Origin of the sequence: Stutzerimonas stutzeri (assembly GCF_002890895.1) — a bacterium.
In the GTDB taxonomy this organism is placed as follows: domain Bacteria; phylum Pseudomonadota; class Gammaproteobacteria; order Pseudomonadales; family Pseudomonadaceae; genus Stutzerimonas; species Stutzerimonas stutzeri_AB.
The window spans coordinates 1-24,539 of the sequence record NZ_POUL01000011.1; the positions used below are offsets into that span (position 1 = coordinate 1).

23 protein-coding genes and 1 pseudogene are annotated in these 24,539 nt (G+C 62.5%); 11 read left to right on the forward strand and 13 right to left on the reverse strand.

The window, feature by feature from the left end; genetic code table 11:
* Positions 1 to 108, forward strand: a pseudogene (locus CXK96_RS21030) (IS110 family transposase); the annotation flags it as partial.
* A 25-nt stretch (positions 109 to 133) separates the two neighbouring features.
* On the opposite strand, the gene CXK96_RS17480 reads toward CXK96_RS21030, so the two are convergent.
* The 5 genes from CXK96_RS17480 to gap form a co-directional block, all read right to left on the reverse strand.
* Positions 134 to 898, reverse strand: a complete 765-nt coding sequence (locus CXK96_RS17480; RefSeq protein ID WP_102837714.1) for an IclR family transcriptional regulator — start codon at positions 896 to 898, stop codon at positions 134 to 136.
* Positions 899 to 1,154: 256 nt separating this feature from the next.
* Positions 1,155 to 2,657: a CoA-acylating methylmalonate-semialdehyde dehydrogenase gene (locus tag CXK96_RS17485; RefSeq protein WP_102837715.1), complete on the reverse strand. Its 1,503-nt coding sequence runs from the start codon at positions 2,655 to 2,657 to the stop codon at positions 1,155 to 1,157.
* A gap of 3 nt (positions 2,658 to 2,660) precedes the next feature.
* Positions 2,661 to 3,827, reverse strand: a complete 1,167-nt coding sequence (locus tag CXK96_RS17490; protein ID WP_102837716.1) for an iron-containing alcohol dehydrogenase — start codon at positions 3,825 to 3,827, stop codon at positions 2,661 to 2,663.
* A gap of 378 nt (positions 3,828 to 4,205) precedes the next feature.
* The gene (locus tag CXK96_RS17495) at positions 4,206 to 4,796 is read right to left on the reverse strand and encodes a cyclodeaminase/cyclohydrolase family protein (RefSeq protein ID WP_102837717.1); all 591 of its coding nucleotides are present in this window, start codon (positions 4,794 to 4,796) and stop codon (positions 4,206 to 4,208) included.
* 10 nt (positions 4,797 to 4,806) lie between these two features.
* Positions 4,807 to 5,823, reverse strand: a complete 1,017-nt coding sequence (gap, locus tag CXK96_RS17500) for a type I glyceraldehyde-3-phosphate dehydrogenase (RefSeq protein ID WP_102837718.1) — start codon at positions 5,821 to 5,823, stop codon at positions 4,807 to 4,809.
* A 176-nt stretch (positions 5,824 to 5,999) separates the two neighbouring features.
* Here gap and CXK96_RS17505 point away from each other — a divergent pair, with 176 nt between their 5' ends.
* From CXK96_RS17505 to CXK96_RS17520, 4 genes are all read left to right on the forward strand, one after another.
* Entirely contained in the window at positions 6,000 to 7,535 is a 1,536-nt protein-coding gene (locus tag CXK96_RS17505; protein WP_102837719.1) for an alpha-amylase family glycosyl hydrolase, read from the forward strand.
* Positions 7,536 to 7,537: 2 nt separating this feature from the next.
* Complete coding sequence (locus CXK96_RS17510) at positions 7,538 to 9,157, forward strand: alpha-amylase family protein (protein ID WP_102837720.1); 1,620 nt, start codon at positions 7,538 to 7,540, stop codon at positions 9,155 to 9,157.
* A 4-nt stretch (positions 9,158 to 9,161) separates the two neighbouring features.
* Positions 9,162 to 9,752 (forward strand): 3-keto-disaccharide hydrolase, encoded by a 591-nt coding sequence (locus tag CXK96_RS17515; protein ID WP_102837721.1) that lies wholly within the window; start codon positions 9,162 to 9,164, stop codon positions 9,750 to 9,752.
* Positions 9,753 to 9,942: 190 nt separating this feature from the next.
* Positions 9,943 to 10,515, forward strand: coding sequence for a xanthine phosphoribosyltransferase (locus tag CXK96_RS17520; RefSeq protein ID WP_045431064.1), 573 nt, complete (start codon positions 9,943 to 9,945; stop codon positions 10,513 to 10,515).
* Between the two features lie 23 nt (positions 10,516 to 10,538).
* Here CXK96_RS17520 and CXK96_RS17525 read toward each other — a convergent pair whose 3' ends face one another.
* The 5 genes from CXK96_RS17525 to dadA form a co-directional block, all read right to left on the reverse strand.
* Positions 10,539 to 11,057: a cupin domain-containing protein gene (locus CXK96_RS17525; protein WP_102837722.1), complete on the reverse strand. Its 519-nt coding sequence runs from the start codon at positions 11,055 to 11,057 to the stop codon at positions 10,539 to 10,541.
* Between the two features lie 143 nt (positions 11,058 to 11,200).
* On the reverse strand, positions 11,201 to 11,623 hold the full coding sequence (locus tag CXK96_RS17530; protein WP_102837723.1) for a c-type cytochrome: 423 nt from the start codon (positions 11,621 to 11,623) through the stop codon (positions 11,201 to 11,203).
* A gap of 164 nt (positions 11,624 to 11,787) precedes the next feature.
* Positions 11,788 to 12,336: a cupin domain-containing protein gene (locus CXK96_RS17535; RefSeq protein WP_102837724.1), complete on the reverse strand. Its 549-nt coding sequence runs from the start codon at positions 12,334 to 12,336 to the stop codon at positions 11,788 to 11,790.
* A gap of 110 nt (positions 12,337 to 12,446) precedes the next feature.
* A complete protein-coding gene (locus tag CXK96_RS17540; protein ID WP_102837725.1) occupies positions 12,447 to 12,803 on the reverse strand; it encodes a RidA family protein in 357 nt (118 codons plus the stop codon).
* The gene (gene dadA / locus CXK96_RS17545; RefSeq protein ID WP_102837726.1) at positions 12,778 to 14,076 is read right to left on the reverse strand and encodes a D-amino acid dehydrogenase; all 1,299 of its coding nucleotides are present in this window, start codon (positions 14,074 to 14,076) and stop codon (positions 12,778 to 12,780) included. The genes CXK96_RS17540 and dadA overlap by 26 nt, the downstream gene beginning before the upstream one ends.
* A gap of 147 nt (positions 14,077 to 14,223) precedes the next feature.
* Between dadA and CXK96_RS17550 the strand changes: the two genes are divergently transcribed.
* The 4 genes from CXK96_RS17550 to CXK96_RS17565 all read left to right on the forward strand — a co-directional run bounded on the left by CXK96_RS17550 (position 14,224) and on the right by CXK96_RS17565 (position 18,645).
* Positions 14,224 to 14,712: an Lrp/AsnC ligand binding domain-containing protein gene (locus CXK96_RS17550; protein ID WP_021207170.1), complete on the forward strand. Its 489-nt coding sequence runs from the start codon at positions 14,224 to 14,226 to the stop codon at positions 14,710 to 14,712.
* 77 nt (positions 14,713 to 14,789) lie between these two features.
* Positions 14,790 to 16,100, forward strand: coding sequence for an NAD(P)/FAD-dependent oxidoreductase (locus CXK96_RS17555; RefSeq protein WP_102837727.1), 1,311 nt, complete (start codon positions 14,790 to 14,792; stop codon positions 16,098 to 16,100).
* Positions 16,101 to 16,161: 61 nt separating this feature from the next.
* Positions 16,162 to 17,709: a phospholipase D family protein gene (locus tag CXK96_RS17560; protein ID WP_102837728.1), complete on the forward strand. Its 1,548-nt coding sequence runs from the start codon at positions 16,162 to 16,164 to the stop codon at positions 17,707 to 17,709.
* Positions 17,710 to 17,895: 186 nt separating this feature from the next.
* Positions 17,896 to 18,645, forward strand: a complete 750-nt coding sequence (locus CXK96_RS17565; protein WP_102837729.1) for a hypothetical protein — start codon at positions 17,896 to 17,898, stop codon at positions 18,643 to 18,645.
* Between the two features lie 13 nt (positions 18,646 to 18,658).
* On the opposite strand, the gene CXK96_RS17570 is transcribed toward CXK96_RS17565, so the two are convergent.
* The 3 genes from CXK96_RS17570 to CXK96_RS17580 all read right to left on the reverse strand — a co-directional run bounded on the left by CXK96_RS17570 (position 18,659) and on the right by CXK96_RS17580 (position 22,597).
* A complete protein-coding gene (locus CXK96_RS17570) occupies positions 18,659 to 19,183 on the reverse strand; it encodes a DUF962 domain-containing protein (RefSeq protein WP_102837730.1) in 525 nt (174 codons plus the stop codon).
* Between the two features lie 118 nt (positions 19,184 to 19,301).
* Positions 19,302 to 20,870, reverse strand: a complete 1,569-nt coding sequence (locus tag CXK96_RS17575; RefSeq protein ID WP_102837731.1) for a methyl-accepting chemotaxis protein — start codon at positions 20,868 to 20,870, stop codon at positions 19,302 to 19,304.
* Positions 20,871 to 21,079: 209 nt separating this feature from the next.
* On the reverse strand, positions 21,080 to 22,597 hold the full coding sequence (locus CXK96_RS17580; RefSeq protein WP_102837732.1) for a 3-hydroxyacyl-CoA dehydrogenase: 1,518 nt from the start codon (positions 22,595 to 22,597) through the stop codon (positions 21,080 to 21,082).
* A gap of 143 nt (positions 22,598 to 22,740) precedes the next feature.
* Here CXK96_RS17580 and CXK96_RS17585 point away from each other — a divergent pair, with 143 nt between their 5' ends.
* Both CXK96_RS17585 and CXK96_RS17590 read left to right on the forward strand, forming a co-directional pair.
* Positions 22,741 to 23,187, forward strand: coding sequence for a PaaI family thioesterase (locus tag CXK96_RS17585; protein WP_102837733.1), 447 nt, complete (start codon positions 22,741 to 22,743; stop codon positions 23,185 to 23,187).
* Complete coding sequence (locus CXK96_RS17590; protein ID WP_102837734.1) at positions 23,188 to 24,531, forward strand: hypothetical protein; 1,344 nt, start codon at positions 23,188 to 23,190, stop codon at positions 24,529 to 24,531.
* Positions 24,532 to 24,539 lie beyond the last annotated feature (8 nt).

Sequence of the window (24,539 nt, forward strand, 5' to 3'; positions counted from 1 at the left end):
TCCGGAAAACAAATCGTCTGTGCAGCGATGCGCAAGCTGCTGCACATCGCCTATGGGGTACTTAAATCGGGCCAGCGTTTCGACCCTCAACTGGCCCTTGCTCGGTAATGGGGAAGACGGTATCTACGGCACCTCAACCGCTGACAATCGCCTCGAGCTCCCCGGCCGCCACCCGCAGGCGCGGCACGAACACCAGCAGCGACTCCATCGAGCAGCGAATCACCGGCGCATGGGTGAACAGGCAGGCGCTTAGTTCGCCACGGCCATCGCGCACCGGCACGGCGCAGGCGACCATGCCGTCGATGAACTCCTCCGAATCGGTGGCCAGTTCCTCTTCGCGAATCCGCACCAGATCGTCACGCAAGGCACTGAGGTCGGTCAGCGTATTGCGCGCCAGCTGCCGAATCGGCAGGCGCGGCAGGATCCGCTCGAGCTGATCATCCGGCAACGAAGCGAGATAGAGCTTGCCGCTGGCGGTGCACCAGAGCGGCGTGTGGCTGCCGATGGGCAGGTTGATCTGCAGCGGCCAGTTGGTCTGCACCCGGTCGAAATAGAGCATGTCCAAACCATCGGGCACGGACAGGCCGCAGGTTTCGCCAATCTCGTCGGACAGCTGGCGCAGGATTGCCTGACGCAAGGCCTTGTGCCGACCACTGCCGAGGATATTCACCGCCGTGGCGTGCAGCCGATCGCCCGGCAGCAGGCCGCCACGCAGGCCGAACTGCAGAAAACCCTCTTTCTCCAGTGTTTGCACCAGGCGATGGGCGCTGGCCTTCGGAATATCCAGTTTTTCCGCCAGCGCGCTGGGTGTCAGCGGCTCCGTTGCGCCAGCCACGGCTTCGATGATTTCCAGCACACGGGTGATGGAAGAGCCTTTTTCGCGGGAAGTGCTGCGCATCGTCTGCCTTGTAGTTCAAAAGAGTGGACCGCCATGGCGCGGGATGGGTGTATCGACGCATGTGGGCTGAAGCCCACCCTACGCGCGTCTATTCATGATCCGCATCGATAAATTCGCACCAAGGGCGGACGACCTCTGCCCGCACCATGACGATTTTCATCGAGGAAGGGGGCGCACTTCCGCCGCCCGTGCATGCCCGGTTCTGTAGGCTGGGCTTCAGCCCACCAAGACGCCAAGACGCCCCCCCTGCAAGTGCCTACTTCATCGTCGGCATGGAGAAATCCGCCCCGGCGCGGATGCCGGTAGGCCAACGCCGGGTCACGGTCTTCATCCGGGTGAAGAAACGCACGCCGTCCGGACCGTGCATGTTCAGCGGGCCGAAGATCGAGCGTTTCCAGCCGCCAAAGCAGTGGAACGCCATCGGCACCGGGATCGGTACGTTGACGCCGACCATGCCAACCTTCACCTCTTCCTCGTACTGCCGTGCGGTGTCGCCGTCACGGGTAAAGATTGAGGTGCCATTACCGAATTCGTGTTCGTTGACCAGCTTCAGCGCTTCGTCGAAGGATTGCACCCGTACCACGGCCAGTACCGGCCCGAAGATCTCCTCCTTGTAAATACGCATCTGCGGCGTCACCCGGTCGAACAGGGTCGGACCGACGTAGAAGCCGTTCTCGTAGCCCTCGACCTTCAACCCGCGCCCGTCACAGACCAGTGTCGCGCCCTCTTCCACGCCCAGCTCGATGTAGCCGGATACCTTCTGCTGGTGCTCACGGGTGACCAGCGGCCCCATGTGCGGTTCGGGCTCGACACCCGTGCCCGGGCCGGTGCGCATCTGGCCGATTTCGCCCTTGAGCATCTCGACCAGGTTGTCGGCCACTTCGTCGCCGACGCAGACCGCCACCGAGATGGCCATGCACCGCTCACCGGCCGAACCGTAGGCGGCGCCCATCAACGAGCTGACCACCTGCTGCGGATCAGCGTCGGGCATGATCACCATGTGGTTCTTGGCGCCGCCCAGGGCCTGGCAGCGCTTACCGTGCGCCGAGGCGGTGCTGTAGATGTACTCGGCAATCGGCGTCGAGCCGACAAAACTCACCGACTGCACGCGCTCATCGGTCAGCAGCACGTCCACCGCTTCCTTGTCGCCGTTAACGATGTTCAGCACGCCCGCCGGCAGTCCGGCTTCGGCCAGCAGCTCCCCAAGCAGCATGGTCGCGCTCGGGTCCTTTTCCGAAGGCTTGAGGACAAAAGTATTCCCGCAGGCGATGGCCACCGGCAGCATCCACAGCGGCACCATGGCCGGGAAGTTGAACGGGGTGATGCCGACGCAAACGCCCAGCGGCTGCATCAGCGAGTTGGAATCGATGTCGCGCCCGACATTGGGCGAGAACTCGCCCTTGAGCAGATGTGGGATGCCGCAGGCGAACTCCACCACTTCAAGGCCGCGAGTGACTTCGCCCTGAGCGTCTGAAAAAACCTTGCCGTGCTCCAGAGAGATCAGCCGGGCGACGTCGTCGCGACGCGCTTCAAGCAGCGCCTTGAAGCGGAACATGACGCGGGCACGCACCAGCGGCGGCGTCTTCGACCAGCCATCAAAAGCAGCCTGGGCCGCGCCGATGGCCTCGCGGGTTTCATCCGCCGAGGACAACGACACGTATAGGCGCGGCTCGCCAGTGGCAGGGTTATAGACGGTCGCGTGGCGTTCGGAGCGGCCAGCGACGGCCTCGTTGTTGATCAGGTTGCCGAGGGTCTGCATGGGTCACTCCTGGTTCCAGACGGTTTCGTAGAGGTCGATGATTTCCGCTTCGGTAGGCACGCGCGGGTTGTTGCCGGGCGAGCCCGAGGCCAGCGCCTGCTTGGCCATGGTTTCGCGCAATTCGAAGAAGCGCTCGCGGGTAATGCCGAACTGCTCGGGGCTGGGCACCTGCAGTTCCTGGTTGATCGCGCGCAGCTCGGTCAGCAGCTTTTCATTGGCCGCTTCGACGCTGTCGGTTTGCGCCGCCACGCCCATGGCGCGGGCACAGTCGGAATAGCGCTCGGGCGCGGCGGGAATGGAAAACGCGGTGATCGCCGGCAGCAGCATGGCGTTGGACAGTCCGTGCGGCACATGGAAGAACGCACCGATCGGCCGACTCATGCCATGCACCAGCGCCACCGAGGCATTGGAGAAGGCGATGCCCGCCAGTGTCGCGCCGAGCATCATCGCCTCACGGGCCTGGCGGTTGCCGGGCTCGTGGAACGCCGGTCGCAAGTTCGGCGCCAGCAGGCGCATGGCCTCAAGCGCCTGGGAATCGCTGTAGAGACTGGCCTTGCGGCTGACGTAGGCCTCGATGGCATGGGTCAGCGCATCGATGCCGGTATCAGCGGTCACGCGCGGCGGTAGCGAGAGAGTTAGTTCGTAGTCGATCAGCGCGGCCACCGGCATGAAGCCAAGGCCGGCGCAGAGCATTTTCTCGTCGCTGGTTTCGTCGGTGATGATAGTGAAGCGCGTGGCTTCCGAGCCGGTGCCCGCCGTAGTGGGAATGGCAATCAGCGGCAGGCCCGCTTCACTGACATCGCGTGGAAATCGGTAATCGCGCATCTCGCCGCCGAACTTGCCAAGGATGCCGATGGCCTTGGCCGAGTCAATCGGGCTGCCGCCGCCCAGCGCGATGATCGAGTCGTAACTGCCGGCACGCACCATGTCGACGCCGGCACGGATCGACGCGGCGGTCGGCTCAGGCAGGGTGTCGGCGAAGCAGTCGCTGGGGATATCGGCCTTGGCCAGGGTTTCGCTGATCCGCGCGACGTAGCCCAACTCGACCATCATCCGGTCGGTGACGATCAGTGGCCGCTTGCAGCCGAGGTTCTGGAGTACGGAAACAATCTGCTGACTGGCGCCGGCGCCGACTTCCATCAGGCGCGGCAGGACGATGCGGTGGCTCATGGTGTTCTCCGGGGGGCGGTCACGGGACGTACTACACCGGCGATAGCGCCGAACGAAGCCCGAGATGACGCTGGTCTCGATTGTTATGTTGAGACCTTTCGTCTCACTTGGCTCTGAGACTAGAAACAACCCACGTAGCCGTCAACCTAAAACGAGACGTTTTTTCTCGTTATAGGTCATCAGCCATTACTTCGGCGCACGCCTTAGGGTTTTGGCTTGGTTCGCCAGCAAGCAAGCGCCTACAAAAGAGAGCAGCCGCCGGATCGGTCACTGATCTCGCAGTAGCGAGCCTGCTCGCGTTTTACCAAGTAGACGCCAAACTCCGAGCGCTACAGGCGAGCAGAAGCCGCTGAGCTTCCAAGACTTCTTGGGGAACCGCTACCTGCCAGGATCGGCCAGCCGCCGCAGCAAAGCATCGCCTTCGCTCTGCAGGCGTCGGCGTGTCTGCCCGGCCTGTTCACGTGTCGCTCCGCTGTCGAGGCTCGGCATATCGGCATCGACGTTGATCAGCGCCGCACTGAGCCCCGCATGAATGAGCACGGCCCCTGCCTGAACATCGCTTTGCACGTTCGGGTCGGTAAGCGGCCAGGCATCGACGGCAAGTTCGAGCGCCTCCAGACAGCAATGCGCCAGGGCCAGTGGCACCGCACAGGCCTGACGCGCTGCCGCCTGCTTGTCCTCGACTTCGCCATCACGGGCAGCGCTAAGGTAGTCACTAAAGGCCTGCATGTCGTCGTCGGCAAAGGTCCCCGGTCGGCCCAGCAACGCTTCAGCGGCCTGCAGCAATTGCAGGCGCGCCGGGTTGGCACCGTGCGCCTCACTGATGCGCAGCCCCTTCACCACCAGTGCCAAGCCGATGTCGGCGGTGACAGCGGCGGCCGCACCGCAACCGGGCGTCGGCTTGTCAGCCGCCGCCGTGGCGCGAAAGTCTGCCAACGGTTGCGCCCAGATACCCTCGCCTCTGCTCATGCGTTTACCTTCAGCTAGCCTGCGCCTTGCCGTCGCCCCAGTGCAGCAGCACATCGAGCATGCGGTTGGAGAAGGCCCATTCGTTGTCGTACCAGGCCAGCACCTTGACCAGATCACCCTGCACGCGGGTATGGCTGAGGTCGGCCACGCACGAGGTCGGATGGCCAAAGAAGTCGCGGGATACCAGCGGCAGGTCGTTGCACTCCATCACCCCGAGCGGCATCTTCTGCGCACCGTCGCGCAGAATCTGGTTGATCGCTTCAACGCTGCCCGGCGCACGTTCGGCAGTGAAGGTCAGGTCGACCAGCGACACATTGGGCGTTGGCACCCGCACCGCCAGGCCATCCAGCCGCCCGGCCAGCTCGGGCAGCACCAGGCCGATGGCCTTCGCCGCGCCGGTGGTCGAGGGAATCATCGACTCCGCGGCCGCACGGGCGCGGTAGAGATCCTTGTGCGCCTTGTCCAGCAGGCTCTGGTCGTTGGTGTAGGAATGCACCGTGTTGAGCAGCCCCTGGCGGATGCCTACCGCGTCATGCAGCACCTTGGCCAGCGGTGCCAGGCAGTTGGTGGTGCAGGAGGCATTGGAAATCACCTTTTGATCGCCCAGCAGCTCGTGATTGACGCCGTAGACCACCGTGAGGTCTGCGCCATCGAGCGGGTGCGACGCAAACACCCGCTGTGCACCCGCCTGCAAATGCTGGTCGATCAGGTCGCGCTTCTTGAACTTGCCGGTGCACTCCAGCACAACGTCGACGCCCAACTGCTTCCAGGGTAGCTGCGTAGGGTCACGCTCCTGCAGCAGTCGGATCGATTGGCCGCGGATCTGCATCACGTCATCGCGCAGATCGACCTGGCCGTGGAACCGGCCAAAAGTGGTATCGAAGCGCGTCAGGTGGGCCATGGCCGACCGCTCGCTGAGGTCATTGATCGCTTCGATGTGGATCTGATTTTCCAGATTTCGCTCGAACAGGGCTCGCAGTACAGCTCGGCCGATACGGCCATAACCGTTGATAGCAATACGCAACATGGCGGTCTCCTGGTGTCGTTGAGGCTGGTGAAGGTTAGTCGGAGTATCCCGGGTCGCGTTCAGTACCGTCCGACGGAGATCAACGAATAGCGGAAACCGGAGCACCGCTCGTCAGTCGTAAGTCTCACAGGTCCGTTGCGCCGGGCTTGCCGCACACCGGAAAAGGGCTACGAGCAATGAGCGAGTCATCCCATGCACCCTGGTGGAAAGGCGCCACCATTTACCAGATCTACCCGCGTTCCTTCGCCGACAGCAACGGCGACGGCATCGGTGACCTCAACGGCGTGCTGCGCCATCTCGATCACCTGCAACAGCTGGGTGTCGACGCCCTTTGGCTGTCGCCGATCTTTCGCTCGCCGATGGCCGACGCCGGTTATGACATCAGTGATTACTGCGACATCGACCCGCTGTTCGGCTCGCTGGCCGACATCGACCGGCTGATCGCCGAAGCGCATGCCCGCGGCATTCGCGTGCTGCTGGACTTTGTGCCCAACCACACCTCCGACGAGCACCCCTGGTTCGTCGAGTCGCGCAGCTCGCGGGACAACCCCAAGCGCGACTGGTACATCTGGCGCGATCAGCCGAACAACTGGCGCGCCGCGCTGGGTGCCGGCAGCGCCTGGACCTGGGACGAACACACCCAGCAGTACTACCTGCACCTGTTTCTGGCCAAGCAACCGGACCTCAACTGGCGCAACCCGGAGGTGGTCGCGGCCATGCATGACGTGCTGCGCTTCTGGCTCGACCGCGGCGTCGACGGCTTTCGCATCGATGTCATTCATTGCACAGGCAAGGATCCAAGCTTCGCCGACGATCCCCGCTGCCAGGCCGGTCAGCCACTGTCGGATTTCAACGACCAGCCCTACAGCCATGAAGTCCTGCGTGGCCTGCGCCGGCTGGTCGACAGCTATCCCGGCGACCGCATGCTGGTGGGCGAGGTAAATATCCGCTCGACCGAGCGCGTGCTGCAGTATTACGGCGCCGGCGACGAGCTGCATCTGGCCTTCAACTTCAACCCGCTCGACGCGCCCTGGGACCCGGTGCTGTTTCGCACCTGCATCCGTGAGGTCGAACACTGGCTGCAACCGTCCGGGGCCTGGCCGACCTGGGTCCTGTCCAACCACGACAACGTACGCCAGCGCAGCCGCTACAAGGGCTCCGAGCAGGCCGCCCGCGCCGCGGCGGTGCTGCTGTTGACCCTGCGCGGCACACCGTTCATCTATCAGGGCGAGGAACTGGGGCTGGAGGATGCGCTGATCACCGCCGATACCCGTGTCGATCCGGGCGGCCGTGATGGCTGCCGTGCGCCCATTCCCTGGCAAGCGGAGCCACCGCACGGCTGGAGCGGCGCCGAGCCCTGGCTACCTTTCCCACCCGAAGCCGACGAGCTCGCTGCAGAACGCCAGACCGGTGCTGCCAATTCGGTGTTCGCGCTCTACCAACGCCTGCTGGCGGCACGCAAGGCCAGCCCGGCGCTGCATTACGGCAGTTTCGAGGAGCTACCGTCACATCCTGAAGTGCTGGTCTATCGCAGACAGCTCGGCAATGACTGTCGGCTCGTCTGCATCAATTTCGCCGAACACTCCCACGCTTACCCGCACGCCGGTGCCTGGCAAGTAGAAGTTGCCAGCGATGGGGTCGGCGAAGGCGAGCCCTATAGCGGAACATTGAACTCGCTGCAGGCGGTCATCCTGCGCCCGACGGAGGATTGAGCATGCGCCCACTCTGGTATCGCAACGCGGTGATCTATCAGGTCGATCCCGCTCTGTTCCGCGACAGCAACGGCGATGGCTGCGGTGATCTGAAAGGCATCACCGAACGCCTGGACTATATCCGCGGCCTGGGTGCCACCGCCGTCTGGATCATGCCCTGCTACGCCTCGCCGTTTCTCGACGCGGGTTATGACGTCACCGATCACCTGCAGATCGCCCCGCAATTCGGCGACCTGGCCGACATGGTCGCGCTGCTGGAAAAAGCCGAAGAGCTCGGCCTGCACGTGATCGTCGAGCTGCTGGTGCAGCACACCTCCAGCGAGCACAAATGGTTTCAGGAAGCGCGCCGAGATCGCGACTCGCCCTACCGCGACTACTACATCTGGGCGGACGAGCCCGACGACTCAATGGCGCCGATCTTTCCAACCGTGGAGGACAGTATCTGGACCTGGGACGAGGAAGCCGGTCAGTACTATCGCCATCTGTTCTACAAGCACGAGCCGGACCTGGACCTGGCCAACCCGCGGGTGATCCACGAGATCGAAAGGATCATGTCGTTCTGGCTGCGCCTGGGCGTCTCCGGCTTCCGTATCGATGCCGCGGTGCACATGGTGCGCCAGGCCGGCGGCGGCGATCTCAAAAAGGGTTACTGGCTGCTCGAACACATGCGCGACTTCGTCACCATGCGCCGGCCGGAGACGGTACTGCTTGGTGAGATCGACACCGACCCGGAAAAATACGTGGAGTACTTTGGCGATGAGGCCGACCGCGTCACCCTGCTGCTGGACTTCTGGACCAACAACCACCTGTTCCTGGCGCTGGCGCGGCAACAGGCCGAGCCCCTGACCCGCGCGCTCAATGGTCAGCCGCTGCCGCCCAGCCATTCGCAGTACGCCCTGTGGATTCGCAATCACGACGAGCTGAGTCTTGACCGGCTGGATGAAGATGAACGCAAGGAGGTGATGGACACCTTCGCGCCCGACCCGAAGATGCGCGCCTACAATCGCGGCATCCGCCGACGCCTTGCGCCCATGCTCGACGGCGACGAGCGTCGCATCGCCGCCACCCACGCGCTGCTGTTCTCGCTGCCCGGCACGCCGATCATCCGCTACGGGGAAGAGATCGGCATGGGCGACGACATGGAGCGTCCCGAACGCCAGGCCGTAAGAACCCCCATGCAATGGTCCAACGAGCCCAACGCCGGTTTTTCCTGCACCACGGGTGAACTGGCGGCGCCGCTGATTGATGAAGGTCCGTTCAGCTTCGAGAAGGTCAACGTCTTCGCCCAGACCTTGCGCAGTGACTCATTGATGGCCCGCACCGGCAACATGATCCGCACGCGCATTGGCCTGCGCGAGATCGGCATCGGCAAACGCTCTACCGTCGAGGTCGACGACCCGGCGGTGTTTGCCATTCGCCATGACAACGGCTCGACGGTGCTTATGCTGGTTAACCTGGCGGATCAGGAAACGACGGTGACCATCGAAGCCGATGACCTGCAAGACATGGTCGACGTGCTCGCCGATTACGACTATGACCAGCCCGAAGGCTCGCCGCTAAAGATTCGACTCGGCCCGTATGGCTACCGTTGGCTGCGGCGTAAACAGCAACTGTTCGGATAAGCACATGATCGAGCGACTCGACGCGTCTCAGTGGCGCGCCTGGCACGGCGACGAATTTCCCATTGATTGCTGGCGCGCAGCGGGCGACGAACTTCAGGCCATCGCCGGCACGCGCCGGGTCGACCTGATTTCACGAGAGCGCTACCGCGACTTTGTGCTACGTCTGGAGTTTGCCTTGCCAGTAGCTGGCAATTCCGGGCTGTTCTGTCGCGTCGAAGAAGAGGCGCAACTGAGCTGGCACAGCGGTCCAGAGATGCAATTGCTCGACGACCGGGGCCATCCCGATGGCCGCGAGCCGATGACACGCAACGGTGCACTGTACGGGTTACTGCGGCCTGAGCTGGAGACGCCGATCGAGCCCGAGCAGTTCATCGAGGCCGCCTTGAGTGTGCGCGACGGCGAGATTGAGCACTGGCTGGACGGGCGACGCGTATTGCGCTATCGCCTCGATGACCCGACCTTGCATAAGCACATCGCCAACAGCAAATTCAGCGGCTATCCGCGCTTTGCCCAGGCTGCCGAAGGACACCTGGTGCTGCAACACCACGGCGAAGCGGCGCGCTTTCGCCGCCTGTCGATCGAAATAGCGGACTGAACGGTCCACTTGGACCCGCGCACCGAAATGAGCGAGAATGCGCGGCTTTCCAGGCTGCGGTAAGCCGTGATGAACGGACGCTGGATCGAAACGAGCTGGGCGCTCGCCTCCATGGCGCAGCGCCCAACTGGTTTTCGGCGCCCCGATTCATCAGGCAAACCCGGCCGCTCACGCTTGAGGTAGCGCGTTCGTGGAACAGCTGAAACAGAAGATCCGCAATGAAGGCATCGTACTTTCCGACCGCGTACTCAAGGTCGATGCTTTCCTGAACCATCAGATCGACCCCGTGCTGATGCAGCAGATCGGCCAGGAATTTGCCCGCCGGTTCCGCGATGAGAAGATCACCAAGATCGTCACGATTGAAGCTTCGGGCATCGCGCCGGCGATCATGGCAGGCCTGGAGCTGGGCGTACCGGTCATCTTTGCCCGCAAGCATCAGTCCCTGACTCTGACCGATCATCTACTGACGGCTTCGGTGTACTCCTTTACCAAGCAGGTCGAGAGCACCATCGCAATCTCCACCAATCACCTGTCGCCCAACGACCGTGTGCTGGTCATCGACGACTTTCTCGCCAACGGCAAAGCGGCCAAGGGTTTGATTTCGATCATTCAGCAGGCGGGCGCGAGCATCGCCGGGCTTGGCATCGTCATCGAGAAGTCGTTTCAGGCGGGCCGTCAGGAACTGGAAGAAGCGGGCTTCCGCGTCGAGTCCCTGGCTCGCGTGGCCGCCCTCAGCGACGGTCAGGTGGTATTCGTCGAGTAAGCGCCCCGCGCGGCTCCTGCGGCTTACTCTTTGCGCCACAGATCAACCAGCGCGCCCTGCGTGCCAGCTACCGGATCGCTTACCGGTACGCTGACCCGTTGAGCGCGCGCTTGCGCCTCGTCATGATTGCCTTCATCCGGCCGCAGCAGGTCGTATCGCTGCTCTAGCGGGTAACCGCCGACCACTTCGAAATCATCACTGGCGCTGAGCTGGCAATGGCCGGTCCCGGCTGGCAGCACCAGCGCATCGCCCGCACGCACCTCGACTTCCTGCCCCTGTTCGCCGCCGAGCTTCAACCGCGCCGAACCACAGGAAACTCCAAGCACCTCGTGCGCAGTGGAATGGTAATGATGGTAGTCATACACGCCGGCACGCCATTGGGCCGGCCACAGATGGCTGTTGAACAGATTTTCGAACGCGCCAGCGTAGTCGTTTCCGGCTAGCGGCAATTGCCGGTAGACCAGCACAGGATGCGAGCTGTTTGGAGTACGACCGTCGCTGGAAAAGTGCAGTTGCTCGGGTTGCGGGGCGGAACTGGGCATGGGCACCTCATCTGCTTGCCTGGACCAACAATCGCCTTGGCCCAGGGAACGGGTTTCAAGATTCGACCCGCTGCGGCGCAGCTTTTCTCCCCTCCAGACACGACAAAGCCGCCCGGAGGCGGCTCGATCTGACCGGCTGAAGCTTAGAGACCGGACATCTGCTTGATTGCAGCCATCAGCTCGTCATCCGAGCAGCTAGCGCAAGTGCCTTTCGGCGGCATGGCGTTGATACCGGTGATAGCGTTGGCCAACAGCGCATCCAGACCGCCCTTCTCATCAGCACGCACTTGCCAGGCCGCCGTATCGCCGACTTTTGGCGAGTTCAGCAGACCGGTGCCGTGGCAGGCATTGCAGAACTTGCCGACCACTTCTTCAGCGCTAAGGCCACCGCCGCCGGCGGCAGCAGCAGCCGGACCGGCCGCAGCGCACTCTTCACCTTGAATACAAACCTCGCCCACCGGCTTCAGGCGCTCGGCGATGTCGTCGTTGGTCGCAGCCTGAGCGCTCACTGCCCACAGGGCCAGTACGGCAGTCTGTGCTACCAGGATCTTCTTAATCAGGTTCACCTTATACCCTCATGTGGCTAGACACGCCCGCGGCCACGGTATCGCGAGCGGCGGTCAGTATAACGGCAAGCCATGCCCGCCGAAACAATACGAAAGGCCCTGTCATCCCCAGCGACGCTTTGTCGCATAGAGCGTCTGACAAAGGCATGGGCCAGCGGTACCGGCTAGAAGTTGGCCGGCGTGGTGGCACTGATCAGCTTCGCCGGCGCGTCAAACGGGTTATGGAAGCGATGCGGCTTGCTGCTCTCGAAGTAGTAGCTGTCGCCTGTTTCCAATAGATAGGTCTGGCCGCTCACCGTTAGCTCCAGGCGCCCCTCGACCAGCATGCCGGCTTCTTCGCCCTGGTGTGCCAGCATGTCCGTGCCAGTATCGGCGCCAGGCGGATAGGTTTCGGCAAGAAAAGCGATCGCGCGCCCCGGATGTGCCTTGCCCACAAGCCTCATGCTGATAGCGCCGTCGGAAATATCGATCAGCTCCCCAGCCTTGTAGACCACCTGGGTATCGCTGTCCTGCTCAAAATCAGGGGAGAAAAACTCGACCAGCGACATCGGGATGCCGCTCAGCACCTTCTTCAGCGAACTGATCGACGGGCTGACACTGTTTTTCTCGATCATGGAAATCGTGCTGTTGGTAACGCCCGCACGTTTGGCGAGTTCACGCTGGGACAAACCCTTGAGCTTGCGGATGGTTTGCAGTCGAACACCGACGTCCAATACGGGAGCCCCCAATAAGAGCGATTGCTGAGGGCGCTATGATGGCGAGGGCGTTCAGTATTTTCAACACAACGGGACGAAATGACAGGTCGTGCCGTGCAGCGATCCGGTTATGCCGGCAGCGCAGCCACCACTGACAGTTCGACCAGGATCTCCGGCTCGCACAACTTGGCCTCGACCGTGGCCCTGGCCGGGGCGACGCCCTCTGGCAACCATTGATCCCAGACGGCGTTCATGCCGGCAAAATCGGCATCGATGTCTTTCAGATAAATAGTCACCGATAGGATGTGCTGCTTATCGGTACCCACCTGCCGCAAAAGGCGTTCGATGTTGTCGAGCGTCTCGCGGGTCTGCTGCTCGATTCCCGCGCTCATGTCCTCACCCACCTGACCGGCCAGATAGACCGTGTTGCCGTGAATGACGATCTGACTCATGCGAGCGTTAGTGTGCAGGCGCTGTATGGGCATGCTTGTGCGATTCCTTGTTGGTGCCGTAGCGGGAAATATCGAGGCCGTCGGTACTGATCTGCGTGCGCTTTCTCGCCAGCATATCGGCCAGCAAGCGGCCAGAACCACAGGCCATGGTCCAGCCAAGAGTACCGTGCCCAGTGTTCAGATACAGGTTGCGATAGCTTGTACCACCGATGATTGGCGTGCCGTCCGGCGTGGCCGGGCGCAGGCCGGTCCAGAGTTCGGCAGTGGAGGGATCGCCGCCCTGTGGAAACAGATCGCCGACAACCATTTCCAGGGTCTCGCGACGCCGCGGATTGAGCGAAAGATCGTGGCCAGCAATTTCTGCCATACCGCCAACCCGTATGCGTTGATCGAAGCGGGTGATGGCGACTTTGTAGGTCTCGTCGAGCACGGTTGAAACTGGCGCCATCGCAGGGTCGCTGATCGGCACGGTCAACGAATAACCCTTGAGCGGGTATACCGGCGCGCGAATGCCAAGCGGCTTGAGCATCTGCGGGCTGTAGCTACCCAGCGCCAGCACGTAGCGATCGGCCGTTTCCAACTTGCCATCGATCCAGACGCCTTCGAGCCGGTCACCCGCGAACTGCAGCCGCTGAATGTCTTGATTGAAGCGGAACTCGACGCCCAACTCGCGAGCCATTTCGGCAAGTTTGGTGGTGAACATCTGACAATCGCCGGTCTGATCGTTAGGCAGGCGAAGCGCGCCACTGAGCTTGTCCGAAACCCTGGCAAGCGCCGGTTCGGCCCGCGCAATGCCTGCGCGATCGAGCAGCTCATAGGGCACGCCGGACGCCTGTAGCACGGCGATGTCCTTGGCCGCATTATCCAGCTGGGCCTGGGTGCGGAACAGCTGGGTCGTGCCGCATTGCCGGCCTTCATAATCGATACCGGTTTCTGCACGCAGCTCGTCGAGGCAATCGCGACTGTATTCGGACAGCCGAACCATGCGCTCCTTGTTCACCGCATAGCGCGCCGCAGTGCAATTGCGCAGCATCTGCGCCATCCACCGGTATTGCTGGGTATCGCCGGTGAGCTTGATGGCGAGCGGCGCATGGCGCTGCATCAGCCACTTCATGGCTTTCAGGGGTACGCCGGGCGCGGCCCAGGGTGATGCGTAGCCAGGAGAGACCTGGCCGGCATTGGCAAAGCTCGTTTCCATCGCCACGGCTGGCTGACGATCAACTACCACGACCTCGAAGCCCGCTCGCGCCAGATAGTAGGCACTGGTGGTGCCAATCACGCCGCTACCCATCACCAGAACACGCATCGCTGCCTCCCACCCGTGCTACCGGGCTTTTTCTAATCACTGATAATGCGGAGTATAGAAAGCAGCCAGCAGTGGTTTTCGCTATATAAACGGCTATATTTGCGATTAATTCACGCCTATAACATCTATCTCAGAGGCGATACGCCTATGCGAACCAAGCACCAGACCCGCCGCGAACTGGACAAGATCGACCGGCAAATCCTTCGCTTGCTACAGGCTGAAGGGCGCATGCCGTTTACCGAACTGGGCGAGCGCATCGGTCTGTCGACCACGCCATGCACCGAGCGCGTCAGGCGCCTGGAGCGGGAAGGCATCATCATGGGCTACACCGCGAGGCTGAATCCTCAGCATCTGAAGGGTGGGTTGCTGGTATTCGTGGAGATCAGCCTGGCCTACAAGTCAGGCGACATCTTCGAGGAGTTCCGCCGTGCCGTGCTGAAACTGCCGCATGTGCTTGAGTGCCACCTGGTGTCAGGCGATTTCGACTACCTGATCAAGGCCCGGATCTCGGAAATGGCGTCGTATCGCAAACTGCTAGGTGACATCCTGCTCAAACTGCCGCATGTGCGCGAATCCAAGAGTTACATCGTCATGGAAGAGGTAAAGGAGTCCCTGGAACTGCCCGTGCCGGATTGACCCGAAGTGTTACGCTTTTGCCCAGCGGCACCTGTCCGGTCTACCCTTCGGCCAGGCAAACCGTCCAAGGCTCAACCATGACAAACCGCCACTCGGCCTCCAATTCCCACGATCACGCCGCGTCCTACTACGCCGCCACTGCCAATCAGCCGCTTGAGTTCGTGCCCTTGCAAGGCGAACAGAGCGCCGACGTTTGCATCGTCGGCGGTGGCTTCAGCGGCCTCAACACGGCCATCGAACTGGCCGAACGCGGGTTTTCCGTGGTGCTGCTGGAAGCCCACCGCATCGGTTGGGGCGCCAGCGGCCGCAACGGCGGGCAGCTGATTCGGGGCGTCGGGCACGACGTCGAGCAGTTTCAGCCGGTGCTGGGTGACAGGGGCGTGGACGATCTCAAGCGCATGGGTTTTGAAGCGGTAGACATCGTGCGCGAGCGCATCGAGCGTTACACCATTCAATGCGACCTGACCTGGGGTTACTGCGATCTTGCAACGAAACAGCGTCACCTTGACGGCTTCGATGCGGATTACGCCGATCTTCTGCGTCTTGGCTACCCGCATCCGTTAAGACGAGTACCAAAGGAGGCCATGCGCGAGGTCATCGGCTCCGATCGCTATGTGGGCGGCCTGATCGACATGGGCTCGGGCCATCTTCATCCACTCAACCTGGCACTGGGCGAAGCGGCTGCGGCGCAGTCGCTCGGGGTCCGGCTCTACGAGCGATCCGCGGTCGAACGGATAGACTATGGCCCGCAGGTCCGCGTGCATACAGCGCAGAGCAGCGTGCGCGCCGACCAGCTCGTGCTGGCCGGCAATGCTTACCTGGGTTCGCTGAACAAATCGCTGGCCGGCAAGGTGCTACCCGCCGGCAGTTACATCATCGCCACTGAGCCGCTGCCTGAAGAGGTCAGACAGGAATTGCTGCCGCAGAATATGGCTGTCTGCGATCAACGCGTAGCGCTGGATTACTTTCGCCTGTCGGCCGACGGCCGACTGCTATTTGGCGGCGCCTGCCACTACTCCGGACGCGACCCAAAGGACATCGCCGCCTACATGCAGCCAAAGATGCTTGAGGTGTTCCCCCGCCTGCGTAATACCCGCATCGATTTCCAGTGGGGCGGCATGATCGGGATTGGCGCCAACCGCCTTCCTCAGATCGGGCGACTCCCAGACCAACCAAACGTGTACTTCGCCCAGGCCTATGCCGGGCATGGCCTGAACGCCACGCATCTGGCCGGACGCCTGCTGGCCGAAGCCATCAGCGGACAACTCGAGGGGCGCTTCGACCTGTTCTCCCGCGTGCCACACCCGACCTTCCCTGGTGGTCAGCGGCTGCGCTCACCGCTCCTAGCCCTGGGCATGCTCTGGCACCGGCTTAAAGACGAGTTCTGAATTTCGCCGTTGCGCTGGCGTCCAATCTGTCGAGGAAACATAAAAATCGACAGGAGTGAACTTGCGCATGCGCCTGCTACTTGTGGCAGTGCTGTTGCTGGCTGGCTGTGCCGGCCAGATTACGCCCACCCCTACTTCTTATGCGCTGCCCGCTCAGGATTCGGTTCTGGCCCAGCGAGTCGAGGCGCTGGCAGCATCGCAGCCTGCGGGCACCTCCGGATTTCGCCTGCTGTCCGACAGCGCCGAAGCCTTTGCGGCGCGCATGCAGATGATTCGTCAGGCCAGGACGAGCCTCGATGTGCAGTATTACATCGTCCACGATGGGCTCAGCACCCGAGCGCTTATAGAAGAAGTCCTGCGCGCCGCCGACCGTGGCGTCAGGGTGCGTCTGCTGCTCGATGACACCACCAGCGATGGCAGCGATTATCAGATCGCCACTCTGGCAGCACACCAGAACATCCTGATCCGCGTGTTCAATCCGCTGCATATCGGCCGCAGCACTTTGATTACCCGCTCGCTGGGTCGGCTGCTCAACCTCTCCCAGCAACATCGACGCATGCACAACAAGCTGATGCTTGCCGACGGCAGCCTGGCCATTGTCGGCGGGCGCAACCTGGGCGACGAATACTTCGATGCCGACCAGAGCTTCAACTTCACCGATATCGACCTGCTCGCCGCCGGCCCGGTCGCCGAGCAGCTGGTGGTCAGCTTCGACCAGTACTGGAACCATTCGCTGAGCGTGCCGATCCAGCAGTTCTTGCGCGATCCCCCCAGCAAAGCGGACCTCGAGCGGGCGCGACGCGATATCACTGATTATCTGCAGGCTGAACGACGCAAGAACGAGCGCCGCTATCAGCACCTGATGAGTGAGCTGCAGCCCCGGCCTAGTCACTGGCTGAGCGATCTCATCTGGGCACCTGGCGAAGCGCTCTGGGATCACCCTGACAAGATCGAAGCGCCCGGCATCCCCGATGAAAGCCTGCTGCTGACCACTCAGCTTCAGCCCAGCATGGATGGGGTTCGACGATCCCTGACGTTGATCTCGGCCTACTTCGTACCCACCGAGCAAGGCGCCGACTACCTGGCAGAACACGCCAGTAACGGTGTTGCAGTACGGATTCTGACAAATTCCCTCGAAGCCACCGACGTGCCCGCCGTGCATGGTGGTTATGCACCCTACCGCGCCGAGCTGCTGAAAGCGGGGGTAAGACTGTACGAACTGCGCCGACAACCGGACCAGGAGACCCGCTTCAGCATCACTGGCGATTCCGAATCCAGCCTGCACAGCAAAGCTGCTGTGTTCGATCAGGAGAAGGTCTTCCTCGGCTCGCTGAACTTTGATCCCCGCTCAGTGTTGTGGAACACCGAGGTGGGCATCCTTATCGACAGCTCCGAACTGGCCAGCGAGGTGCACAAGCTCACGCAGCAGGGTACTTCGCCCGCCGTCAGCTATGAAGTGCGACTGATCGAGCGAAACGGCGATGCGCGGTTGATTTGGATCGCTGAGGATGACGGGCAACGAAAGGTGCTACTGCACGAACCGGGCGGCGCATGGCGACGGTTCAATGCCTGGTTCAGCCGAATGATCGGACTGGAGCGGATGCTCTGATACTGCAATAAGCGCAAGGGGTTTCGTGTCACTTCCGCCAATCTTGCCGCGCAAATGGCCGCCCCCGCAGAATTAATCCCTTTGTGTGATACCAGAGCGCCACCCCTTGGCTAGGCTACCGAACCTATGCCGTGCTGGTTCTACAGCCTGGCACCTGCTTCTATAAAAATAAAAAGGGAGCGCAACATGACTCATCGCAAGTGGCTATGGATGGTGGTTTTGCTGGCGTGCTGGTTTCCAGCGCTGCTCAATCCTGCCCACGCTCAGACCTTCACCGCGCTGGAAAGCATGCAGATCCATGCCAACCGCGCCACCAGCAGCCTGTTGCTCTATCGAGGTGAAGGCTTTCAGAAAGCGCACCTGGCGCGAATGGAGAGCGACCTCAAGTCGCTAGCTGAAACGGTCGACAGCTTTCCCGGCGCCCGCAATGACCTGCACCAATTGCATCAGGTCCTGCAGACAACGCTGCGTGAAGGCGCGAGCTTCGGCCGTGAAGAGGACGACATGCCCTGGGGCTGGCCGTTGCAGATGAGCAAGGCGCTACGCGATTTCCTGACGGCAGTGCGTAGCCAGCAAGGCGCCGACGTGCGTGCCGAGCTTCCGGCCAAGGTGGAATACCTTACCGTTCAGTACCTGAGCCGCGCCTATGTCGGCTCATTCGAAACCGCTCGCGAACAGCCGGACACCTACCTCGGTCAGGACGAGCGCCGCCTCGTACCGTCGATCGACGAGCAACTGGCGGCGCTGGACAGCAAATCGAATGCGGCCATCGCCAAGTTGAAGACGCGTTGGGAATTTCTCAAGGTCGCGCTCGAAGACATGAACAGCGGTAACAACAGCTTCAACACCGCCTCAGGCCGCGCCTTCGCCCCGATCATGGTTGATCGCCACGCGCGCAGCCTCAGCAACCAGTGGATGGCGCTCGCACCCGACTGAGCGCACACCGTTTTCACGCATCAGCCGGCTGCTGCCGCAGCTGCACAGGGCCAACCCGCGCCTCGATAGCGTGGCGCAGGGGCTCGCGCAGACCGAGCATGAAGCCCAGTTCCGCCGCCACGAACAGCGGCCCGATTATCAGCCCGGTCAGGTCGTCGACAAATGCGGGCTTGCGCCCTTCGAAGTAGTGACCGATGAACTGAATGATCCAGCCGAGCACGAACAAACCCGCCCCGGCGGTCAGCCATAGTGTTGTCGACTGCTGGGCAAGCGCTGCGCCGACCCACACGCAGAGCAGCAGCACTGCCCCCATCAGCAGGCCGAAGCGCAGGTCCAGCCGCAGATAGAACAGTGTCGAGATTAATGCGACCAGCGCCACCGGGCTTAGCCAAAGTCCGAACGCCTCCAGACCTGGTCGCGATAGCAGCACCGCGACAGCCAGGACGATCATCGGAATGCCGATGAAATGGCTGAGCAGGTTTCGAGGGTCTCGGTGATAGGCCGCGTACTGGGCAAGGTGGTCGGTGAGCGTTTTCATTGCGGACTCCGGATAGCCTGACTGGCAAGCTTAGTCAGCTTGGCGGGACGCCGCGCGGCTTCCGCCGGTCATTGAGTGCCAAAGGCCACGGCGCTTGTGCCAAACGCACCGCGTTCCGCTAGGGCTCCGGACGGTAGCCCAATCGCAGACCACCCCAATGGCGCCCGCCAACCATGATCGGCACCGAAAGGTCATGCATCAGCTCGCCGGTATCACGGCTGTAGGTCTGCAACAGCACCTTGCGCTCGTGGCTTCCGCAGCGCGCTCCGGTGCGGTCATTGAACAGGCGTTTGCTGCGGCTCTTGACCTTGTCGATCTCAGGATCGCCCACCGGCGGCTGGCTAAAAGCACGGTTGTGGGTCGGAACGTAGCCGTCGGGTGTGGTGGCGATGGCGTAAACCAGCGCCTCGCTGCGCGCGAGCAAGGGCTCCTGAATCGCAGGTAGTACCTCGTCGGCATAGCGATCGAAGCGGGTGTTGTAACGAATCGGGTTGGTGCCCGGCTGCGCCAGGTAATTGCGGTCGAACAGATCTTCGAGAGTCAAGCGCCCGGCTTGCAGGTCCGCCTCGAAACGCGCACCGATGGCCGCCGCGCCTTCGCGCGCCAGGTCGAAAACGTTTTGATGGTAGGCATCCAGCTGGACCTCGGCGAGCTGCTCGCTGACCGTTTCCGCCTGCTCGACGAGCTTCTCTGCCGCCTGTTCGAGCTGGCGCGTCTGGGTCTCGCTCTCCAGTGCGTCGCCACGCAACTGCTCTAGCGCGACGAACAACTGCGCCAGTCGCTCATGATTGCTTGCCGTGCCGGCCGCGATCTCCGCCACCTGGGTTTCGACATTGCCAGCCAGATCAGCAATTCCGCTTAGCTGCGTACCCGTCCCTGCGATCTGAGCGGCAGCCTCGTCCAGTTCACTGGCCTGCTTCTGAATATGGCTGACCACCGCGCCACTTTGCTCACGGATATCGCTGACCATCCGACCGACCTCTTCGGTAGCACTACTGGTGCGTCCGGCCAGGTTGCGCACCTCATCAGCGACCACGGCAAAGCCACGCCCGGCTTCACCGGCGCGCGCGGCTTCGATCGCGGCATTGAGCGCAAGCAGATTGGTCTGGCTGGCGATGGATTGAATCACCTCGGTGATCTGACGGATCTCTTCGGTACGGGCCGAGAGCCCATCAAGCAGTTCGCGGCTGGCCTCGGTCTGTGCGCTGAGCTGCTGCATACGTTCGATAGCGTGTTGGAGCTCAACGCGGCCGGTATCACTGCTGCGCCGCACGGCCTCGGCCGCCTCCAAAGCCTGCCGCGCTCGGGCAGCGCTGCCCTGCTCCGTCGCGGTCATCGCTTCGGCGCCATTGGCAATCTCGCTGACCGCGACCAGCTGCGACTGTAGCCGTGCCGCCAGTTGTTCAGCACTGAACGACACTTGAGCAGCCGACAGCGCGTTATGGCAGGTATGCCGGGAGAGACTCTTGCTCAGCGCAGCGGAGCTCAGCTCGCTAGCGTCTTCAGCAACTAGGGCTTTTGCCGCTGTGCGCCACGGACCCAGCCAGGGCCAAAGGGCCAGTAGCAGAACTGAAATCGCCGTCAGATAGAACGGCAGCTCCATCCAGCCATGAAACAGCAGCAATCCCAACAACGCCGTCGCGTGCAACAGACAGGCCTTTGGGTGTAGGCGGAAGGTTGGGCGCATCGGTGGCCTCTTGTTTTCATCCGGTAAAAAGGCGTTGTACCACCTCTGCCAACAAAGAACATTGTCCCTTGGTGGCACATGGCCTTGCCGAGCACGGCACGATTGCGCAACCCCTGCAATCGTCCGGCGCGGCAGACTCACCGGTTTAGCGGCTGGATGCAGCCAACCTTAAGCGGCGCTTAGTCTGAACTTGCGCTCAGGCGTTCGCCTTAGCGCGCCTGATCTGGCGCCGTCAGCGGCAGACCGAGCTGCACCCGGCGCCGCAACCAAGGGCTTGGGCGATAGCGCGGCTCTTGCCCGTAGCAGCGCTGCATGCCCTCGAGAATGGTCAGGATTCGGGCCGGGTTGTAGTGCGCAGCAAACCCCAGCGGACCCTTTGGATAGCCGAGGGCCACCGTTACAGCGCGGTCGAGTGTTTCCGGAGAGGCAATGCCCTTCTGGGCGATCTCGCACCCCAGATTGACGATACTGGCCACGATGCGCTGACTGACGAAGCCCGGCGAGTCGTTGATGACTTCTACGGGCACACCGTCGGCCCCCAACGCCTGACGTGCCTGCGCCTCCAGCTCCGGATCGAGCGCGGGCTGACGCATCAGCACGCGGCGTTTGTCGAGGTCGCTGAACGGGTCCAGCGCAATGGTGCGCACTGCGGGCAGCGCCAGCCGCTCGATGCAACTGCTGGCATCCTCACCCAGCGGCGTGATCAGGCAGATTGCCTGGTCCGAAGGCTCGGCACCGTCCTCCAGCACCGCGCCTGCCTGTTGCAGGACTGAGCCGATCTGGCTGCGCAGCGCGGGTTCGATACTGTCGAGCCAGAACGGTCGGTCAATGGTCACCGGCTCGTAGCGGGGCTCCGGCGAGCGGATCTGCTGCCCCTCTTCGTAGCGATAGAAGCCCTGGCCGGTCTTGCGTCCGAGCAACCCGGCCGCCACCCGCTGAGCAGCGAGATAGGACGGGGTGTAGCGCGGGTCGTAGTAGAACTGGTCATGCACCGATTCCATCACAGCATGGGATATGTCCAGCCCGGTCAGATCGAACAACTCGAACGGGCCCATTCGAAACCCTGGGCCGTCACGCAGGATGCGGTCGATCTGTTCCGGCGTGGCGATACCCTCGCTGAGAATCCGCTGCGCCTCGGTGCCATAAGCGCGACCGGCGTGGTTGACCAGAAAACCGGGGGTGTCCGGGGTGATGGCGGGAAAGTGCCCGGCGTGCTCGGCCAGTTGCACCAGCCGCTCGATCACGGACGGGTCAGTCCGTTCACCGCGAACCACCTCGACCAGCTTCATCAGCGTCACCGGGTTGAAGAAGTGGTAACCCGCCACTCGCTCGGGCCGCTTGCAGGCACTGGCGATGCGGGTGACTGACAGCGACGAGGTGTTGGTCGCGAGGACGGCATCGGCAGCGATCAAGCCTTCCAGCTCGACGAACAGACTCTGCTTGGCTTCCAGGTTTTCCACGATGGCTTCGATCAGGAGGTCGCAGCCGGCCAGTTCGGCCAGCTGATGCGCCGGCTGCATGCGCTCAAGGATTGCTGTCAGCTCATCGGCACTGATGCGCCCCTTGGCTACGCTGCGCTCGAGCAGCTCGCGATTGAACTGCAAGGCCTGATCGACGGTTTCGGGGCGACTGTCGTAGAGCCAAACCTGCTGGCCAGCGCTGGCGAAAAGCTGCGCGATGCCGCGCCCCATGGCGCCGGCGCCGATGATGCCGATACGGGAAAACATGGAAACCTCCTTAATAGAGATGGCGTTGCAAGCGACCGCTTATACTCAATCTTTATTTCGCACTGCGAAACGTTATTCCATCTAATTGACCACGAGCCTAAAGACTGCCAGTCTCCTTAGCAAGCCATCCGTGATCGAACGCCATGTCCGCAACCGACTACTCATCTGACCAACTGCTGCAGGTCCACGCCTCCGTTACCGGTTTCTTCCAGGACATCGGCTGCGAGCTGCTGGCTTATGGCCGTGAGCACGCCACCCTCGCCTTGGATCTTCTGCCACGCCATCTGAACAATGCCAGCAACATGCACGGCGGTGTCATGGCGACCTTGATGGATGTCGCCATGGGCTTGTGCGGCACCTGGGAAGCCGACCCGGCCGACCGCCGGGTGGCGCTGACGCTGTCGATGAACATCAATTTCAGCAGCGCAGCCGCTGAGGGCAGTCGCATCAGAGCCCAAGCCAGATGTCGTTCGTCTGGACATAAGGTGTTCATGGCCAGCTGCGACTTGCTGGATGAACAGGATCGGCTGATCGCGTTCGGCGAAGGCGTGTTCAAGCGTGGCGCTCTTCGCCGGGAGCTGCCCGCCTAGATGGTCGCACTATTGCCACTGGCTCTATTGTTCGAGCTGTTGGCGTTGATAACCCGAATCCAGCCGCTGAGCGTGATCAGCGGCGCCCTGCTGGGCCTGTTCTTCGTCTGGCACTGGCGCTCGCTGATGCCCTACCCGCGGCGCCTCGGAATAGTCACCGCGGCGCTACTCGGGTACTGGCTGCTTTCAGGCGAAGCAAGCTGGCAGCAGGGCGCACGCATATTGTCGTCGGCCGCCTACTACGCGGCCTTTATCGGCGCGCTGGGCCTGATGCATTGCCTGGTCAAGCGTCTGCACCAACTCAGCGAGCTGCATCGCCTGCTGCTGGCAGGCCCGCGGGCGTGGCTCTACCCAGGCTATCTGCTGAGCACCTTCGCGATCAGCTCGGTGCTCAGTTTCGGCATGCTTAACCTGATATGCGGCTCGCTGGAAAATCACCTCCAGCGCCGCCCCTACAACGACACTCAACGACGCGAAGGCCGCCGTGGGGTCATGGTTACCGCCTTGCGCGGATTCGCGCTGGTGCCCTTGCTCGCGCCGACCAGCGTTGCGGTGGCGATCCTGACACGCGAACTCCCAGGCCTCAGCTGGAGCACGCTGCTTCCCTTCGGGATGCTTGGCGGCCTGCTCCTGCTGCTATTCGGATGGCCAGCTGAGAACCGACGCTTGCAACAGCTGGCCGAGGCCCCCGACACTAACCTCGGCGCACAAACACAGCAGCCCGGCGGTCGCCTGGGTGGATTGCTGATCGGCAGCCTGATCGGTATCAGCTTGATCGCCCTGCTGGCAGCGCTGACTTGGCTGTCCGCCACCCAGGCAGCCATGTTGCTGGTCCCAAGCGCCGTCATCCTTTTCCTCCTCTGGCAGCGGATAGCGCCGCGCCAGGTGTTCCGCGAGGTAAGCGAAACACTCATCGGAATGCGCAACGAGACGTTCATTTTTGCCAGCTCAGCATTGCTCGCCGGCCTGGTAGCCGCCGTGTTACCGGTGCATCACCTTGCGGATCAGCTGGGAAACACGCCGCTGATACTGTTCGGGCTGGGTGCGGTCGGTGCACTGGCAGTCATGGCGATGGCGCTGCTCGGCGTCGCACCATTGATATCGCTGAACGTGTGCGCAGCCTTGTTGGCACAGCTAGCTAGCCAGGGCTTGGCGGTAACGCAGCCGGCCGTGGCGCTGCTGTTCGGGTTTTCGCTGGCGATGCTGCTCTCGCCCTACGGCCCCTCTGCGGTATTACTGGCGCGCCACGCGCAGCTCTCGCCCTGGCGCATCGCCGTCGGCTGGAACGGCCGCTTCGTCCTTAGCGTGTTGGTCCCGTTGCTGCTGATACCGCTGCTGGCCTGAACATGGCT